The following is a 17492-nucleotide window of genomic DNA, read 5'->3' as shown; positions in this document are numbered from 1 at the left end:
TCTCAAGACTCTAAATTTATTTATGCTCAAGAGAAAAATATTTATTTTGAGATATACGATTCTGCCCGCTTAAACTTATACAAAATCCAATAGTATAATCCACATTTTGTAAAGTTTCATAACAAACTCAAACTTTATACACTCATCTTATACATCTCCAACTTGGGTAATACATCATCTCAAACAGATATCTGTAATACTACATACAGCTTGAGAGTTTACTTATAAATACTTACTATCTCAAATTACCAATTCAGATCAATACGCCTAAGCGGTGTTAACGAAGTTAACTCTTTAAGGGATTAAGGAAAGGGTTGAGTCGAGATTCGGTCACGGCTAATTATGATGGGTAAAAATGATTTGTCATTAGGACTTATGCAAAACTATACGTGGTAGGGGCAATTCATGAATTGCCCCTACCAAAAATCAAGGTTTGAGCTATTTTTTGGGTAAGTCCTCATCATATTAAAGTTTGGTAAAAATAAATCTCACACTAATTAAGTAAGTCACTGAATTTTCCAGAGATGTTCAACATAAAAAAAGAGAAAGAATTAGAGTTACTGATAATTAGGGGATTCTGCCCGAATTGCCACTCAGTGCATTTTAAGTATACCGAATATATAAGAAATATTTCCTTTGAATTTAGTTGTTCTACATGTAAATGGAAAGCTGAGTATAGATCGCAAGATTTGAAAGAAGCATCAGATAATTGGTTTTCAGGCAAAAACTGAATCGCCAGTCATAACAATAAAAATTAACACTATTGTTCCTCTTTGCACTTATTACTTTGTTCTAAGGAGTCCAATACATCGTGCTAAACAATTTTGAGGCTGTATATCCTGAAGCGGATAAACTTTATTTACAGCAATAAGCTATTAAGCGATACATACTGCTTAAAAAGTTGAACCAATCTGAACTCACTTTAGATGACAAACTCTTTATAAAAAACTTTCAGTCTGCATTGGATTTTTAGTTTGGCTTCGGACAAAAAGATTGGTTCGCGTAAATTAGGCATTAAGCGCATATAAGCATTAATCATAAAAAAGATAACTTATTGTATTTAAAGTAAGTAAGTGCAGCCCGCATTTCTCTACGATACACTCTTGCTAGCTTGCTTCCACGTTCGCGGAGAGTCGTAGAGAAGTGACCGGCAAGCTCAGTGACCATCGGCATTCCTCTTTGGGAAAAACTTTTTGGTTTACAACTATAGCAATCCTAATTTGATTTGCTCTCCACCGATAAACTCAGATCCCCCACTTCTTCAATAAATTGGGGATATTTATGTTCCTAACTGATTTAATATTTCTATATATAGAATTTTTATTCATGGAAAAAACCGAAAAACAGAAAATGCTTGCAGGTGAGTTATATCTGGCAGAAGATCCAGAATTGGCTGGCGAAAGTAAGCGAGCTAGTCGTCTATTGCGAAGGTACAATTCTACAACTGAAGAACAGCAAGAGCAACGTCAGGAAATTTTGCAAGAGTTATTTGGAAAGATCGGTGACAAAGTATCAATTTTGCCACCCTTTCACTGTGACTATGGTAGTAATATTTTTGCTGGCGACAAATTGTTTATGAACTATGGCTGTGTAATTTTAGACTGCAATATAGTTCATATTGGTGAAAATGTCTTGTGCGCTCCTTATGTACAAATTTATACGGCTTATCATCCGACAGAGCCAGAAATTCGCCTTTCTGGGAGAGAATTAGCTGCCCCAATTAACATTGGTAACAATGTCTGGATTGGTGGCAGTGCAATTATTTGTCCAGGTGTAACTATTGGTGATAACACAACCATTGGTGCTGGCAGTGTAGTTGTTAAAGATATACCTGAGAATGTTGTCGCTGCGGGCAATCCCTGCCGCGTCATTCGGTATTTGTCGTAGAATTTAAAATTTATAACCTCTAGCAATCCAGTAGAGCCAGTCTGCGATCGCTTCTTGAGTTTCGCTATCAGTATCAATGGCTGCTATTTCAGATAACTTTGCAGAATATACATCTTCATCCTTACCATTAATATAAGCCACTTCTACAAACATATCTTTTAAACACTCATCATCTGGAGCCATTCCCAGCACTTCCACATCTTTCTCCTCAGTAGAGCCTGATTTGCGTCCCTTCTTAGTCCACTTAGCCACAAAGGGAAAATTCAGAACCTCTTCGAGGTGGTAATACCAACCCATAGCTCGGTCTTCTTTGTCTTCAGCATCTACAATAATCTCTGTTTTAATGCGATGCTCTCGGTTTTCGTCGGCTTCAACATTAGGCATAAGATAGCGCTTTACGTGTATAACATTTTGATAATATTACCAAAGTCTTGACTAAGAATAATTTTTCTAAAAGATGGTTAAGTATATAGGACTGACGCATAAGATACACCCCAACGCCCTTAAAAGTGGGCTTTTAGGGTTCCTCTTTTTTTATGGGAGATTAGAGAGGATATAGGTTTCAGTTTTCAGTGCGTAAGTCTTGCTATATCTAAGTTATACAAAAAACCGCTTGTCATTGACAAACGGTTTTCTAGTTATTTCCCTCAAATAGGAACTTATTTGCTCTGCTTCGGTGCTAAATTATTTCTCAGCACCAAAGCGCAAAATTTTTCAGGAATTAAACTAGTCTCAAATCAGGATAATTTGCCAGTACATCATCAGACGTGAGGGTATCATTTTCAGCCTGCGGAGTCCAAAGTACTTCAATTGCCAGAAGTTTCTCACTAGGGATACTACCAATTTGGCGCAAAGCTTGACGCAATTCATCAGCACTGTTAATGGCTGCGGGGATTTCAAACTTGCCTAGTGTAGCTGCTAGCAAGGTGACAATAATATATTCTCCAGGGCCTTCAGTAAATAGGCGGGTGGGATTGTCGAGTTCACCAACGGGGGGTAAAGCATCTTTGGCAAGGGCTGCTTTTAGCTGGTTGTTGACGTTAGAAAGAGTTTCTTCGCTAAACTTGCTGCGTTCTGCCAGTGACAGCCGATTAAACTGACTTTCAGCTGAATTTAAACTGGCTTGTTGAGTACCACCACCTGCATATACAAAGTATTCGGGATGGCGGAGTAAGGCTAGGCTGGCTTCTTGCAGAATTTCTGCTCTCCCCTCTGGGGTGTTAGTATCAGCAGTTTCAGCAATGTGGTTGAGTTCATTTTGCAATTCGCGGGCTTGAGCTAACAAACCAACTTGTAAACGAGTTACCGAAACAGGAGAGTTGCTGCTGTAATCGGCTTCTGGTGTTTCACCACTAGAGACGCGGCGGAAAGTTTGCCATAAGAAATTAGCGATCGCAAAGAAGATTAAGATGCTAAATAGACCACCAAATCCTCCCCCGATACCCCAAAAAGGAATTAGGAAGGGAAAGCCAAAACCGCCACCAAAGCCTCCGCGAGGATAATACCCGCCCCCTCCAGGTGGTGCATAAGTGCGTGGTGTATAGGTGCGGCTGGAAGGCGCTCTAAATGAGCCACCACCGATACGGCCTCCACTGCGGGCTGCTAATGCTCCATCGGCGTGACTAAGAGCCAAAGCTAACACCAGACTTAGGACTAAGAAGGTCTTTAACAGTGGTTTGATGATTTGTTGTAGTTTTTTACGCATAGTTACAATCGCTTAGAAAACAGAATTTTTTATGATTTCTCCCCATGCTGGTAGGAGTGTTGCGGTATGGCGCTAACGACAGCCTGTAACAAGCAAGCCTTGTAGCATTCACTTTTATTTTAAAGGCTACATACTCAATCTACCGCGTCTTAGCTGGCGTAGGCAGCGATCGCAGGGGGGATTTCTCGACTGGGGAACCGTACCTTAAGATATGTTCACAATTACAGAAAGTTGTGATGTCTACAACGGTCTAAGTCTACGGGCAATTGTTGCTACGTCTTGGATTAGCATTTCTATACTACAGTCTTAAATTATACAGTTGATTATTTTTACTAATTTTTTAATACTTCACCTACTTGTTTTGTCACAAGCTGGGAGGATCTTTTTAATATATAAGCACTATATATAGGAATCATATTTGATTATTGAAAAAATACAAGTATCTGTAGGGTGCGTTACGCTACGCTAACGCACCCTACATGGATTTCAAAAATCAAATACTAGTCTTATAATACATTCATAAATCATTATATTTACTTATTTACGAGAAACATCAAGTGACTATAATACTAATCAGTAAAGCTAACAAGACACTAAATGGTTATCAAATGCTTGTGCAGCTTTGTGGCATTTTGGCACACAACTTCAAAGTATTCACGATACTTTATTGAACGTAGGTTATTTTCGCAACATTGATTCGCTAAGTAAAATAACTACAAGGGCTAGATTTTATTTATTGTCCATCATGCACAGGAATTCTCAATACTTGAGAATTCCGCCGCCAAAATAAAATCAATCCAAAAAAATAATCTTCCTGGCTAATCTTCTAAAATAGCCTTCAAGTTTTTCTACCAGATTCGTTTTAAAAGAAATAAAATAATAATTGTGGCTTTGGAAGTGATCCTAATTGCAAATAAATTGAAAATTATTTGAAGTAAATTCGTCAACTTGATTATGGAACATATTTCTCAACTAACAGCTGAAGTCAGAGATAAAGCTGCATACCCAGATATCCTAGTCATAAGCCGGATCTTCCTACCGAAAGAAGCTGTAATTGGGGAATATATGTATAATCGCTGTCTCCAAGATCCAGAGCGAGTTATTGTGCTGACAGCGAGTTGTTCAGGAGATAAGGTATTTGACGAAAGTCAACAATTTCCTGTGTATCGCTGGTTTTATCCTACATACTGGCGTAGTGGCTTTGTGGGAAATATCCTGAAGCCTTTTGTCAATATTGTCTGCTCATTTGTCCTCGCAATCAAACTCTATTTTCGCTATCACTACCGTTATATAGAATGGGGCCACGGTTACGACTTTCTTTCACTGTTGCTATTGAGCTATTTCTTACCTATTCGCTTTTTTATCTATTTGCACGGAAATGATTTTCTTTGTACTTTACACAATCCCGTGCTGCGATCGCTATTTAAATTAACACTCAAACGCGCTGAAGGTATTGTTTGTAACAGTTCTTATACACAAGACTACCTCAGAACTGCTTTCCGATTAGATACTCCTACCCACGTCATTAACCCAGCAATCAGACCAGAAAAATTTGGTAATAATGTAGAGAGTCCCAGCAGCCTTGGTGATTTGCGTGTTCGCGTGCGTCAGGCGTACAACATTCCCGATTCATCAATAGTTATTCTCTCCATCGGACAGTTAGTAAAACATAAAGGTTTTGACCGAGTAATTGATAATGTTCCACTATTGCTAACCTTTGGGGTCGATGTTCACTATATAATCTGCGGTGAAGGGCCAAGTGAATCACAACTGAAATCTCTGGCGCATCGTTTGCGAGTAGATAAGCGCGTCCACTTTGCGGGATATGTGCCGGAGCGGGAATTAGCAGGTTATTATGCAGCTTGCGACATATTTGCCATGCTGACTTTATTGGATACTAAACCTAACAATATGGAAGGTTTTGGTATGGTTTATTTAGAAGCAAGTTACTTCGGTAAGCCGATAATTGCCTCTCGCTTAGGTGGTATTCTAGATACAGTTCAGCATGAAGAAAATGGGATACTGGTTAATCCCAATTCTGGTTGTGATGTGCTTCAAGCTTTCAATCGGTTGTGCAAAGACCAACAGCTACGCGAGCAACTCGGTCGCAAAGGTAAAGAATTAGCCAAGGGTCGAACCCTGCATCGATCGCTTTACAAATCAGAGGGGAGAAACGCGATTTTGTGAGATGAATGCAAATCGATGGATGCCTACGACTGTCTAAAATACGCCAAAATTGGATTGGTGTCAACTTAAAGCCAGGGCAATTTAATTAAGCGAACTTGATATCACAAATAGCTCTGCAAATGAGCAAGATTGCAGTGTAGAATCTCGCTTGTGATTCGATTAAATGTGCAATGAAAAATATCTGGTTTCCCATAGAGAAATTCCTTCAGCATTACGCAAAGCGGCGAATGCAATCTTTTGTGTTTACAGTCATTGGATGTCTTGCTGTAGTTAGTGTGATTACCTTTGGGACTATGTATGTTGTGGCTCAACCTGCTTCAACCTCATCTGAACGTCCTGCTGTGAAAGCGCCAAATTTCGGGCGACATTTTCAAGAATTCGGGCGTGAAGGCTCTATCTTGATTTACGACTCAAAAAACAACCACATTTATGAACATAATCCTCAACGTAATGTAACAGCGATCGCTCCAGCTTCGACATTCAAAATTTTTAACGCGCTGGTAGCTTTAGAAATAAGTACACTTCCCGATGATGTAGCAGTTCTCACTTGGGATGGAATTCACCGAGAAATTGATGCCTGGAATCATGATACAAATTTGCGTCAAGCCTTTAAAAATTCAACTGTTTGGTTCTATCAAGTACTAGCGCGTAGGGCTGGATATGAACGGATGCAGCAATTTATTAACAAAGTAGGTTACGGAAACCGCCAGATTGGAACCGCCGCAGACATCGATCGTTTTTGGCTACAACAGCAGATATTGCAAATTTCACCCCAAGAGCAAATTAAGTTTTTGCAACGGTTGTATCAAGGCGATTTGCCTTTCTCGCAACGGACAATAAATCTTGTTAAAGACATTATGATCCGCGAACAAACTCCAGACTACACACTGCGAGGAAAGACAGGATGGTTAACGAGTAGCAAACCAAACGTTGGTTGGTTTGTGGGTTATTTGGAGCAAAACAAAAACGTCTACTTTTTCGCCACAACCCTTGATATGCTTAAAGCAGAGGATGCACCCGTCCGCATCGAGATTACACGACGCAGCCTTAAAGATTTGGGCTTGTTGGCTCAAATCAACTAACCACCTCCGACAATAGTTACCACTTCTAAGCGATCGCCTGGTTGCACTTTTGTTTGCGGCCAAAACTGGCGGTGTAAAATTTCGCCATTATATTCTACAGCCACCAAGCGGGGATTGAAACCCAACTGTTGGAGTAAATCGGGTAAAGAAGTTTGAAATGAGCAGCTATGGGTTTCCCCATTTATCTGAATCGTAATCTCATTAGACATAAATGTGGGGAATAGGAAATTGGGTATTGGTTACTCACTTTGGGCTAATGACAAATGACTCTTTTTAAAGTTCTGGTTTAATGCGATTGAGTTGGGATAGCAAATATTGTGTTACTAGAGTAGGCTGTTCGGCTTGCATGAGCGATCGCACCACGGCTACTCGTTTGGCTCCGGCATCGATCGTATCATTGATATTATTCGCATCTATTCCCCCAATGGCAAACCAGGGAATTGAGCAATTTTTGGCTGCATAGCTGACATATTCTAAACCTGTGGCTGCCTTACCTACTTTTGTGGGAGTTTCATAAACTGGCCCCACGCCAATATAATCTACACTTTCAGCAATTGCCCCTTGCATTTCTTCTTTATTTGTGGTAGAGAGACCTATCAGACGCTGCGAACCGAGTAATTGCCGAGCAACAGCAATAGGCATATCTTGTTGTCCCAGATGCACCCCATCGGCATCGACAGCTAAAGCTAGATCCACGCGATCGTTAACAATAAACAAAGCACCGTAAATATGGCATAACTGGCGGAGTTTTCTCGCTTGTTCTAGACGCAAAGAATCATCGGCGGTTTTGTCGCGGTATTGTAAAAGGGTTAATCCTCCTTTGAGTGCGGCCTCGACATTGTTCAACAAATTTTCATGTGGGGAAGTAACAAGATACAAATGCGATCGCCACAACAATTGATGGCGCTGATGACCCATTAAACTACTTTCTAGGGTATAAACTTGATAGCGCATCTGTTTACAAGCCTTAGCCATATTTGGTTGGGTTAGCTTGCTGTATTCTTCCAGTACCCGCAAGGCTTCTTCGACGCGGCAAAAATTAGCTTGCAATACCGATTTTATACTAGCTCGTTCTTCTTCTTGAGGATGGGTTAACTCAGTTCCAGGATCGCCTGGTGTATCTCGCGCCGCCCGCAATTCTGAGGTATGCCACCTGGCTAATTCTTGGCGTAGGCGCTTGCATTCAAGAGCTAACTGGGCATTATTCAACCCAAAACGACACCATTCTTCAATAATTCGTAAGCCTTCACGAGCGCGGTCTAAATTGGCATCTAAAATGCGGTAAACAACTTGTTGTATTTGCTCTTTTTGGCTGAATGGCTCGACCATTACAACAACCCCGTTAGTGCTTTCATCGAAGTGTGAATTATCATAAGTCCTAGTAACCATAGTTAATTAATTTGCTTTTTTTTACTCAATTTTCGCTGAATCTACGCAAAACAACGTAGTAGTGAGGGTTACGATAAATTATCCCATGTTCCTATAGGCAGTGATAAGGGTAGTTTGAGGCTACAGTTTTGCACTAAGGTTAGTCAAGTCTTTTTGGGTGAACGACAAGCTTACAAAGGACTAGCCGAAAGGGATACACCAGAAAATCTCCAATGGGCAAACTAAACTGAGACTGTATGGATACTATTTAGAGAGTATTTGTTTTTTGAGGAAGATTTAAAAGATGTTGGTAATCACCATCTCTCAAAAAACTGGTAATTACCAAAATTTTTGTCAGAGTTCAAGGATTGCAACGGCCCACATCCCTCCCAGAACTTAAGTCCTGGGCTAATAGTTGAAGTCCACTTAAGTGGACTTTAATTCTTGTTTAGTTCTCTTGAGAGGAATACAATCTGTTAGCTTTGGAATTCTATTCCGAGGCGACGATTGTTAGATGTGAATAATGACAAGCTCTTTGGGGGTGAAAGTATTTTGACAAAGATATTGTTGGACACACACAATATCATTTATTACCCTGGATTAAAAATCGCCAATCGGTCAATATGTGAGTAATATTATCGACATAATACTCTCTAAGAGTATAAAAATTTATTGTTACTTCTCAGGAGACGTGTTAAATATGATTCACCGGAGTGCATTTACTAAGTACCGTAGAGTAGATATTATGCTTGCAAGGCTGAAGTTTCTGGAATCAGCAAAGCTTTTATTTTTTAGCTTATCAGTATTATCTTTTACCGTCACCATAGGAACAGCAAGTATAGCGTTCCTGGGTAGCGCGATCGCTCAAATGCCATTGACACCAAATTCAGCACCTGTGGGTGAGAAAACCAATTCTCAGGCTAACATGCTGTTTGTCAACCCCAATGGTGGAAATGACAGCGCAGGTAATGGCAGCGAATCTGCTCCTGTGAAAACCATTACTCATGCGTTGCGATTAGCAAACGCCAATACTGTAATTATGCTCTCCACCGGCACTTATAGCGCCGAGACAGGAGAGGAATTTCCTTTAATGCTAAAACCGGGTGTTTCAATTCAAGGCAACCCTAGCAATCAAGGTAAGGATATTATCATTCAGGGAGGTGGTGATTACCTGAGCCGCAGCTTTGCCGGTCAAAATGTCACAATTGTGGGAGCAACCCAAGCTTTACTGACTGGGGTAACGGTGACGAACCCCAATCGCCGGGGTTACGGTTTATGGATTGAATCTAGCGATCCAGTAATCGCGGAAAATACATTTACTGGTAGTACTCAAGATGGCATTTCTGTCTGTGGTAATGCTGCACCCACTATTAGCAAGAATTACTTCGATCGCAATGGAGCCAATGGCATCACAATTGCTGGTAACTCCAGTCCCCAAGTGAAGGAGAATGTTTTTCACGAAACGGGTTTTGGAATTAATATTGCTCAAAATGCCGCTCCGATAGTCATAGGCAATCAAATTCAGAACAATAGATCGGGAATTGTCGTGCAAGCAAAAGCCCGCCCGATTTTACGGAATAATATTATTCAAGATAATAAAGAAGATGGTTTAGTTGCGATCGCTCAAGCAATGCCAGATTTAGGTAGTGCATCAGAACCTGGGGGTAATCAATTTCAAAATAATGCCCGCTACGATATTAACGCCAGCGCTGCTAAACAGGTAATTTCGGCTGGCGGTAATAATCTTGTGAGCGATCGCATCACTGGCAAGGTAGATATTAACGGGACAATAGCACTAGCAGCCCAAAATTCTCAATCAACTTCCAGCAATGTGCCACAAGAAATACCACCAACTGGGGAAATCACCTTCTCGGCTCCCGAAACCTCTGAAACTACCAATAGGCAAACCAGCAACAGCATTTCAGCAAATAATCCTGTTTCTACACAATTAAATAGTCAATTGCTGCCATTAGTACCAGCCAAAGTTCCACTTTCCACGCCTATATCCAATCAGCAGCAAGCTACCTCTAAAGTTGCCGGTTTTCCCACTCCTAGCAGCTTGTCGGCTAGACAAATACCAACTTCCAGTCCAGCACAACCACCTGAGACACCACAGTTAAATTATGTGCGGATCGATCCTAATACGATTGAGTTTACTGCCCCTGAGTACCCATCCAATTCAGTTGCCAGCACGAGAAATCAAACACAGCAGCCATTGCCAATAGTAGAAGCTACTGCCCCAAATGCGTCAGCACTTTTACCACTTCCTGATAACAATATCCCCATTAGTAATCCTCGCAATATACAAACAAGTTCTGCAACTATGCCTTATCGCGGTAAATCTGCGACACAGTTCGGTATCCGTTATCGCGTAGTTGTTCCACTCTTCACTGATAAAGATAAAGATTTAGTGCGATCGCTTGCTCCTGGTGCATTTCCCACAGTTTGGGATGGACAAAGAGTTATGCAAGCAGGAGTATTTAGCAGTGAATATAACGCTAAGGAAATGCTCAAAACACTCTCTAGTAAAGGTTTAAGAGCCATTATGGAGCCGTTGAATTAATAAGTGCTGAGGGCTAAAAAATTCTATCCTGGCTTGTGATCCAAACGGGTGGCTTGCTCTAAGGCCGCTTTTTCTTTGGCTCGGCGGACATAAGGTTGTAATTGAGAGCGATCGCAACCTGTTAAAATAATCAAATTTTCTAAGCTGATTCCCCGCATTAACATTTCTACGCGCCAGGTTTGTTGCGCCTGAGCGATCGCTGGCGTTTGTCCTTGGGGAGTTAATAGTCCCTCACTCCACACTTGCCAACGTTTCTCAAACTCTGATTCTGACATCGGCGTGCCTATTTCATTCAGAAACATGGCTGTTTGAGCATCTTTACGACTTTTCAGCCATTTAATTAAGGGATTATTGGTAAAAGAACCGTAGCGTTTGCCCAAAATCCATTGATTCACAGGCACTTGACGGACAAATCCGGGGATTGTAATTTGTAGGAAGTGCCCTTGAGGATCGTAGATTTGGTGCATTCGCTCCAAGCGAATTATTTCTGTGGCGGATAACCCAGCCCCAAATAACACATAAGCCAAGGCATAATCTCGGAGTCCCGATTTCTTTGCTTGTTGCAGAATTTCATTAACTAAACTAGCTGGTAAATCAGCTACTTCTGTGGTATTGAACCCTCCTTGGAAACAGCTTGTTGCTGATTCTGGTGAGGATGACATGGCTCCATGTAAAAACAACTCCACCAAATTTTCCAGAAAATCATCCCGATCCTCCCAAAGTTCGTGAAATTCGCTGGTAAACTCAATTACGGCATATCCCAAGATCATCCCATTTAGCAAACTGGCTAATTTTTCTGCGGGTAAATAGGTATTTAGGTGTCCTTGCTGGATTACAGTAGCTAAATACTGAGCTACATAACGGTTTGCCTCTGTTACTCCCCTGCCTAATGCGCGGCGATTTTCTGCCGGGAATTGGTCGGCTTCACCTACCACAGACCGGACAAACTCTGGCACTCGTTCTAATGCGTGCAAGCTATCACTTGCATAATCTTTCAGAGCTTGGTAGACATTGCCAGGAGGTGTTGCCCGCCGCACCAGCGACTCACCTAAATCCTTAAAGGCTGCGGACTCTTCCAGCACAGCTAAAAGTAGTCCGTGCTTATTGCCAAAATTCCGAAATAGAGTCACTTCATTGACTTCGGCTTTTTCAGCAATTTGGCGGGTTGTGGTAGCGCTAACTCCCTGAGCCGAAAACAACTCAAGTGCAGCTTGAATCAAGCGTTGACGAGTGGAAATGAGGTGAGACGACATAGAAAAATGCAAGTGGCACTTGCAGGGGTATCAGAGTTCTGCTAGCATAACAAATGTAAGTGATACTTGCTTTACTCTCCTCTACGAGTTCGCCAGTCACTAATGGGGGAAACCCCCAAGACCGTGCTGGCTCACTGTAACGAATTAGTATATAGGGTGGGTAAATCCCTTGTGGGGTGGCATCCGAAAAAAGGCAAATTGCTTCATCATCCATCAACAGGAATTTTTATGACCGCAAATTTTGGGGCGATCGCCCCTGAGAGAGGCAACTCACCTCAACTCAGTTGGACAAATGTAATATTTTTTACTACGTTTCATGCTTTAGCACTTCTGGCTCCTTGGTTTTTCTCCTGGTCAGCATTAGGTTTGCTAGTGTTTCTCCATTGGTTATTCGGGAGCATTGGTATTTGCCTGGGATATCATAGACTACTGAGCCATAAAAGTTTCCAGGTTCCTAAGTGGTTAGAGTATGCGATCGCCCTCATTGGAGCGCTGGCTTTGCAAGGTGGGCCAATTTTTTGGGTAGGTGGACACCGCCAGCATCACGCTCACACGGAAGATATTAATTTAGACCCCTACTCTGCTCAAAGAGGATTTTGGTGGAGTCATATACTATGGATTTTCTACCCGCGTCCCGAATTTTTTGACTATGACACCTATAAGAAATATGCCCCCGATCTAGCGAGACAACCCTTCTATTGTTGGCTGGATCGCTACTTTTTGCTGTTGCAAATACCCTTCGCACTGCTCCTATATGCTTTAGGAGGATGGCCTTTTGTGTTCTATGGAGTGTTTCTTAGATGTGTCTTGCTTTGGCACTCAACCTGGTTTGTGAACTCAGCATCACACCTGTGGGGTTATCGTACCTTTGATGCTAATGATGGCGCTCGTAATCTTTGGTGGGTATCCATCGTCACTTATGGAGAAGGATGGCATAACAACCATCATACTTATCCCCACATGGCAAAATCTGGATTGTCTTGGTGGGAGATTGATATTACTTGGTGGAGCATCCTAGTTTTGCAGACTTTGGGTTTAGCCAAAAAAGTTGTCTCACGTCCTCCTCAAGGTGCAACTCACGGATAAATTGCAACTCAACGACCGTGAATTTGTTAAGCCGATTGCTTCCCGCAGTCGGCTTACTAATTTTTATCAGTAGTATTTCACGATAAAATCTAACCGTTTAATTATTTACGCCGTTCTACTTAATTCCAAGACGTTTGCAGACTGGTTAAAACTTAACGAACCACAGAGGCGCAGAGTCCACAGAGAGAAGAAAAAAATGCTTAATCCAAGCGGATTACTTTTTAAATACGAACTACGAATTAGTTCGCTAAACTGACTCGACTGTAGAAGCACCAAAACGATAGCCTTTGCCGTAGACTGTGTGAATCAGCGCAGTTTCTCTACCTACCTCAATTTTACGGCGCAGCAAACGAATTAAGGCTGCAATCACATTACTGCTGGGTTGTTCTTCCTCTTGCCACAAATTATGCAAAATTTGGGCATGAGTCATTAGTTGTCCCGTGTGTTCCATAAAATATTGCAGCAACTGACTTTCTTTTTGCGATAACTCAATTATTCTTCCTTGGCGATAGGCGACTTGATTTTCACAATCGAGTTCTAAATCAGCGACGGTTAAACGTCCGGTAGTGGTTTCATAGGTTTGGGAACCGGAACGACGCAATAAAGCCCGGACTCTGGCTAGTAACTCTCGCAGTTCAAAGGGTTTAACTAGATAGTCGTCTGCACCAGCATCTAAACCTTGTACGCGGTCATCTAGAGTATCTTTAGCTGTGAGAAACAGTACAGGAGTAGTTTTGCCTTGTCGTCGCAATCGCTGACAAATCTCTAACCCCGTTTTTCCTGGCAGCATCCAATCTAAAATTAGTAGGTCATAACTGCCTGCTTGTGCATATTCGTTGCCACTTGTGCCATCGAAAGCGGCATCCACAATGTAACCCTCACGAGTCAACAAGCGACTCAAGGGTTCAGTTAGTTCAACTTCATCATCAACTAATAAAATTCTCATGCTGCTGTGGTAAGCATATAGAGATATTATTCAACTGCCAGAACGCCAAGGATATTAAGAAAAAGAATGCTGACTGTTGCATTACCAAAAGGGGAACTCCTTAAAAATAGCATCCGCCTGCTACAATCTGTGGGATTAGATTTTAGCGCTTTTTTAGATTCAGGAACTCGCCAACTTCAAATTCCTGATCCTAAGGGACTTGCAAAAGCTTTGTTGGTACGGGCGCAGGATGTGCCTGTTTATGTAGAATATGGTCAAGCACAACTGGGTATTGTCGGTTACGATGTGTTGCGGGAGAAGCAGCCGCAAGTTGCTCACTTGGTAGATTTGCAGTTTGGAGATTGTCGGATGTCTGTGGCAGTAAAAGCATCAAGTTCTTACCGATCGCCTTTAGATTTACCACCACATGGTAGAGTTGCTTCAAAATATGTGAATTGCGCTCGTGAATATTTCCACAGTCTAGATTTACCTGTAGAAATAGTCCCGTTGTATGGTTCAGTGGAATTAGGCCCGATTACTGGAATGTCAGAAGCGATCGTGGATTTAGTTTCTACAGGGCGAACTCTGCGCGAAAATGGTTTGATTGAAATTGCTACTCTGTATGAAAGCACGGCACGGTTGATTGCCCATCCTCTGAGTTACCGCCTGAATACAGGTAATCTCAGTGATGTGATTTCCAAGCTGCGGGAAACGGTTTTGGTAGATGTTTAACGGTTACAGCAGAAGTTAGAAGTCAGAAATCAAACTAAACAGGATTTCTGCATAAAGGCAGTGAAAGCCTTGATTTACCCTATGGGCAATTCATGAATTGCCCCTACATTTCTTACTTGATGCGTAAGTCCTATACACTAGATTTATTAATAAAAGTTAATGGACACTGGACACATTGATACAGAAGTGGCGCGGCTAGAAGCCCTCCGCCAGTATCAAATTCTTGACACCGAACCCGAAAAAGCTTACGACAATCTTGCTCAGTTAGCGGCATTTATTTGTGATACTCCCATCTCTTTGGTAAATTTTATTGATGGAAATCGCCAATGGTTTAAGGCAAAAGTAGGTTTAGATGTATCAGAAATGCCCCGGTGTTTTGGATTGTCTTACCTTTGCCAAGAGCAACGTCAGGTTGTAGTGGTTCCTGATACCTTAGCTGATGAAAAGTTGGCCAATAATGCAGTAGTCACTGGCTATCCCTACGCGCGGTTTTATGCAGGTGTACCCTTAATTACCCCAAAGGGAGATATAGTAGGAACTTTGTGTGTAATTGACCAAGTTCCAAAAGAATTGAGCCAAAAACAAGTTGAGGCGCTTGCGGCTTTGGGTCGCTTGGTAATCGACCAATTAGAACTTAGACGTTATGTAACTGAGGTATCTGAAGTTACTGAAAAGCTAATGGTGCAAGAGCAAGCAGCCAGAACCCGCATTAATAATCTTCTGGAAAGCATCACTGATGGTTTTTTTGCCTTGGATAAAAACTGGCGCTTCACCTATATTAATGGTCAAGCAGAACGGCTATTGCAAAAAAAACAAAGTGAACTTCTGGGTAAAAACATCTGGGAAGTGTTTCCAGAAATCATCGGCACAACATTTTACCGTGAGTATCACAAGGCAATTTTAGAACAGGTGAGTGTGGAATTTGAGGAGTTTTATCCGCCACTAAACTGCTGGCTTCAAGTCCACATCTATCCTGCAAAAGACGGCTTGTCTATTTATTTTCAAGACATTACTGAACGGCGGCGAACAGCAGAAGCATTACAGGAAAGTGAAGAACGCTGGCAATTAGCATTACATGGTAATAATGATGGCATCTGGGATTGGAACCTCAAAACTAATGAAGTGTTCTTCTCAACTCAGTGGAAAGAAATGCTCGGTTATAAAGACCACGAGGTTTCCAATGGTTGGGATGAATGGATAAAACGAATCCACCCCGATGAGCGAGATTTGGTACTTCAAGCTTTCCAAGACCACTTTGCCAAGAAAACACCGTTTTACGTCTGTGAATATCGAGTCCAATGCCAAAACGGCAGCTATAAATGGATTCTAGATCGAGGACAGGCACTTTGGGACGCATTGGGTGATATAGTTCGCATGGTGGGTTCTTATACAGATATCACAGATCGCAAGCGGGCAGATGAAGAATTAAAACGGCAGATTTTACGATCGCAATTATTTGCTGAAATCACCCTGAAAATTCGAGAATCTTTACAAATAGATGAAATTCTTCAAACTACAGTGACAGAGGTACAAAAGTTACTTCAAGCTGACCGAGTTTTAATTTTTCGACTAGAAGCTGATGGTTCGGGAACAGCGATACAAGAGGCGGTGTTACCTGGTTGGACAGTAATTTTGGGAAAAAATCTGAACGATAAATGCTTTAAAGAACAATACATAGAAAGATATCGTCGGGGCAGAGTGAGTGCTATTGAAGACATTGAAGCTGCTCATATTCAACCATGCCATCGAGAATTTCTTCAGCAGTTTGCTGTGAGAGCTAACCTTGTAGTACCGATTCTTGTCAGGGATGGCATTTGGGGCTTGTTGCTGGCTCATCAGTGTGCCTCACCTCGACAGTGGAATAACTTTGAGACGGAGTTGTTACAGCAACTAGCTAACCAAATTGGCATTGCTTTATCTCAAGCCCAACTATTAGAAAAAGAAACTCAGCAAAGTCAAGAACTCGTCCGTTCTAATGCAGAATTGGAACAATTTGCTTATGTAGCTTCCCATGACTTGCAAGAGCCGTTACGGATGGTAACAAGTTATTTACAGCTACTAGAACGAAGATACAAAAATCAGCTTGATGCCAATGCCGATCAGTTTATCACCTACGCAGTAGATGGGGCCCGGCGAATGCAGACCCTAATCAACGATTTATTGAACTATTCTCGCGTCAGCACCCGCGGACAACCTTTTAAATTAGTTGATTGTGATGTAATCTTACGATCTGCGATCGCTAATCTCCAAATTGCGATCGCAGATTGTAAAGCTATTGTTACTCACGACCCTCTACCGAAAGTGATGGCTGATTCTACCCAACTTACACAAGTATTTCAAAACCTGATTGGTAACGCCATCAAATTTTGCCAAAATCAGCAGCCACAAATTCATATTGGGGTAGCCAAGCCAAATGCAAATTTAGACGGGGAAAATTTAAATTCCATCCCATCGGTAGATGAATGGTTGTTCTGGATATGCGACAATGGGATAGGTTTAGAATCCCAGTATGCAGAACGCATTTTTATAATTTTCCAGCGCTTGCACGGTAGAGATAAGTATCCCGGTACTGGAATTGGTCTAGCAATTTGTAAAAAGATTATAGAACGCCACGGCGGCCGGATCTGGGTTGAGTCGAAACCGGGTCAAGGCTCGACTTTCTACTTCACAATTCCAGATAGAGCAGGTAAGCAATCGTGAGTAC

Annotated in this window: 13 protein-coding genes; 7 read left to right on the top strand and 6 right to left on the bottom strand. The window is 41.7% G+C overall.

The genetic code is table 11. The features are described 5' to 3' along the window. Positions 1-1326 precede the first annotated feature (1326 nt). Positions 1327-1887: a sugar O-acetyltransferase gene (locus V7K55_RS15560; protein WP_334832716.1), complete on the top strand. Its 561-nt coding sequence runs from the start codon at positions 1327-1329 to the stop codon at positions 1885-1887. 3 nt (positions 1888-1890) lie between these two features. Here the strand turns inward: V7K55_RS15560 and V7K55_RS15555 are convergent, their stop codons facing one another. Next, the gene (locus tag V7K55_RS15555; RefSeq protein ID WP_334832714.1) at positions 1891-2271 is read right to left on the bottom strand and encodes a calcium-binding protein; all 381 of its coding nucleotides are present in this window, start codon (positions 2269-2271) and stop codon (positions 1891-1893) included. A gap of 337 nt (positions 2272-2608) precedes the next feature. Further along, positions 2609-3592, bottom strand: coding sequence for a DUF1517 domain-containing protein (locus V7K55_RS15550; RefSeq protein ID WP_334832712.1), 984 nt, complete (start codon positions 3590-3592; stop codon positions 2609-2611). A 954-nt stretch (positions 3593-4546) separates the two neighbouring features. Between V7K55_RS15550 and V7K55_RS15545 the strand changes: the two genes are divergently transcribed. Both V7K55_RS15545 and blaOXA read left to right on the top strand, forming a co-directional pair. After that, a complete protein-coding gene (locus V7K55_RS15545; RefSeq protein WP_334832710.1) occupies positions 4547-5779 on the top strand; it encodes a glycosyltransferase family 4 protein in 1233 nt (410 codons plus the stop codon). A 227-nt stretch (positions 5780-6006) separates the two neighbouring features. Next, on the top strand, positions 6007-6861 hold the full coding sequence (gene blaOXA / locus V7K55_RS15540; protein ID WP_334832763.1) for a class D beta-lactamase: 855 nt from the start codon (positions 6007-6009) through the stop codon (positions 6859-6861). On the opposite strand, the gene thiS is transcribed toward blaOXA, so the two are convergent. Both thiS and V7K55_RS15530 read right to left on the bottom strand, forming a co-directional pair. After that, positions 6858-7070 carry a sulfur carrier protein ThiS gene (thiS, locus tag V7K55_RS15535; RefSeq protein WP_289795252.1) on the bottom strand — a complete coding sequence of 71 codons (213 nt, stop codon included), beginning with the start codon at positions 7068-7070 and terminating at the stop codon, positions 6858-6860. The genes blaOXA and thiS overlap by 4 nt on opposite strands. 64 nt (positions 7071-7134) lie before the next feature. Then, positions 7135-8250 (bottom strand): thiamine phosphate synthase, encoded by a 1116-nt coding sequence (locus V7K55_RS15530; protein WP_334832707.1) that lies wholly within the window; start codon positions 8248-8250, stop codon positions 7135-7137. Positions 8251-8929: 679 nt separating this feature from the next. Between V7K55_RS15530 and V7K55_RS15525 the strand changes: the two genes are divergently transcribed. Further along, entirely contained in the window at positions 8930-10792 is a 1863-nt protein-coding gene (locus V7K55_RS15525) for a DUF1565 domain-containing protein (RefSeq protein WP_334832705.1), read from the top strand. 23 nt (positions 10793-10815) lie between these two features. Here V7K55_RS15525 and V7K55_RS15520 read toward each other — a convergent pair whose 3' ends face one another. Continuing rightward, positions 10816-12045 (bottom strand): TetR/AcrR family transcriptional regulator, encoded by a 1230-nt coding sequence (locus tag V7K55_RS15520; protein WP_334832703.1) that lies wholly within the window; start codon positions 12043-12045, stop codon positions 10816-10818. A gap of 228 nt (positions 12046-12273) precedes the next feature. On the opposite strand from V7K55_RS15520, the gene V7K55_RS15515 reads away from it, so the two are divergent. Further along, positions 12274-13131: an acyl-CoA desaturase gene (locus V7K55_RS15515; RefSeq protein ID WP_334832701.1), complete on the top strand. Its 858-nt coding sequence runs from the start codon at positions 12274-12276 to the stop codon at positions 13129-13131. A gap of 247 nt (positions 13132-13378) precedes the next feature. Here V7K55_RS15515 and rppA read toward each other — a convergent pair whose 3' ends face one another. Next, positions 13379-14077, bottom strand: coding sequence for a two-component system response regulator RppA (gene rppA / locus V7K55_RS15510; RefSeq protein WP_334832699.1), 699 nt, complete (start codon positions 14075-14077; stop codon positions 13379-13381). Positions 14078-14143: 66 nt separating this feature from the next. Between rppA and hisG the strand changes: the two genes are divergently transcribed. Together hisG and V7K55_RS15500 are read left to right on the top strand one after the other, a co-directional pair. Next, a complete protein-coding gene (hisG, locus tag V7K55_RS15505) occupies positions 14144-14788 on the top strand; it encodes an ATP phosphoribosyltransferase (protein WP_334832697.1) in 645 nt (214 codons plus the stop codon). Positions 14789-14947: 159 nt separating this feature from the next. Then, positions 14948-17488: a GAF domain-containing protein gene (locus V7K55_RS15500; RefSeq protein WP_334832695.1), complete on the top strand. Its 2541-nt coding sequence runs from the start codon at positions 14948-14950 to the stop codon at positions 17486-17488. The last annotated feature ends 4 nt before the right edge of the window (positions 17489-17492 follow it).

Origin of the sequence: Nostoc sp. (genome assembly GCF_036919895.1) — a bacterium.
Taxonomy (GTDB): Bacteria; Cyanobacteriota; Cyanobacteriia; order Cyanobacteriales; family Nostocaceae; genus Nostoc.
The sequence above is the reverse complement of the archived record's forward strand: the minus strand, read 5'-3'. Positions and strand labels throughout refer to the sequence as shown.

Bases quoted from the DNA above. Each gene is read 5' to 3' on its own strand.
- V7K55_RS15560 (WP_334832716.1), top strand. From the start codon at position 1,327: ATGGAAAAAACCGAAAAACAGAAAATGCTTGCAGGTGAGTTATATCTG.
- V7K55_RS15555 (WP_334832714.1), bottom strand. From the start codon at position 2,271: ATGCCTAATGTTGAAGCCGACGAAAACCGAGAGCATCGCATTAAAACA.
- V7K55_RS15550 (WP_334832712.1), bottom strand. From the start codon at position 3,592: ATGCGTAAAAAACTACAACAAATCATCAAACCACTGTTAAAGACCTTC.
- V7K55_RS15545 (WP_334832710.1), top strand. From the start codon at position 4,547: ATGGAACATATTTCTCAACTAACAGCTGAAGTCAGAGATAAAGCTGCA.
- blaOXA (WP_334832763.1), top strand. From the start codon at position 6,007: ATGCAATCTTTTGTGTTTACAGTCATTGGATGTCTTGCTGTAGTTAGT.
- thiS (WP_289795252.1), bottom strand. From the start codon at position 7,070: ATGTCTAATGAGATTACGATTCAGATAAATGGGGAAACCCATAGCTGC.
- V7K55_RS15530 (WP_334832707.1), bottom strand. From the start codon at position 8,250: ATGGTTACTAGGACTTATGATAATTCACACTTCGATGAAAGCACTAAC.
- V7K55_RS15525 (WP_334832705.1), top strand. From the start codon at position 8,930: ATGATTCACCGGAGTGCATTTACTAAGTACCGTAGAGTAGATATTATG.
- V7K55_RS15520 (WP_334832703.1), bottom strand. From the start codon at position 12,045: ATGTCGTCTCACCTCATTTCCACTCGTCAACGCTTGATTCAAGCTGCA.
- V7K55_RS15515 (WP_334832701.1), top strand. From the start codon at position 12,274: ATGACCGCAAATTTTGGGGCGATCGCCCCTGAGAGAGGCAACTCACCT.
- rppA (WP_334832699.1), bottom strand. From the start codon at position 14,077: ATGAGAATTTTATTAGTTGATGATGAAGTTGAACTAACTGAACCCTTG.
- hisG (WP_334832697.1), top strand. From the start codon at position 14,144: ATGCTGACTGTTGCATTACCAAAAGGGGAACTCCTTAAAAATAGCATC.
- V7K55_RS15500 (WP_334832695.1), top strand. From the start codon at position 14,948: ATGGACACTGGACACATTGATACAGAAGTGGCGCGGCTAGAAGCCCTC.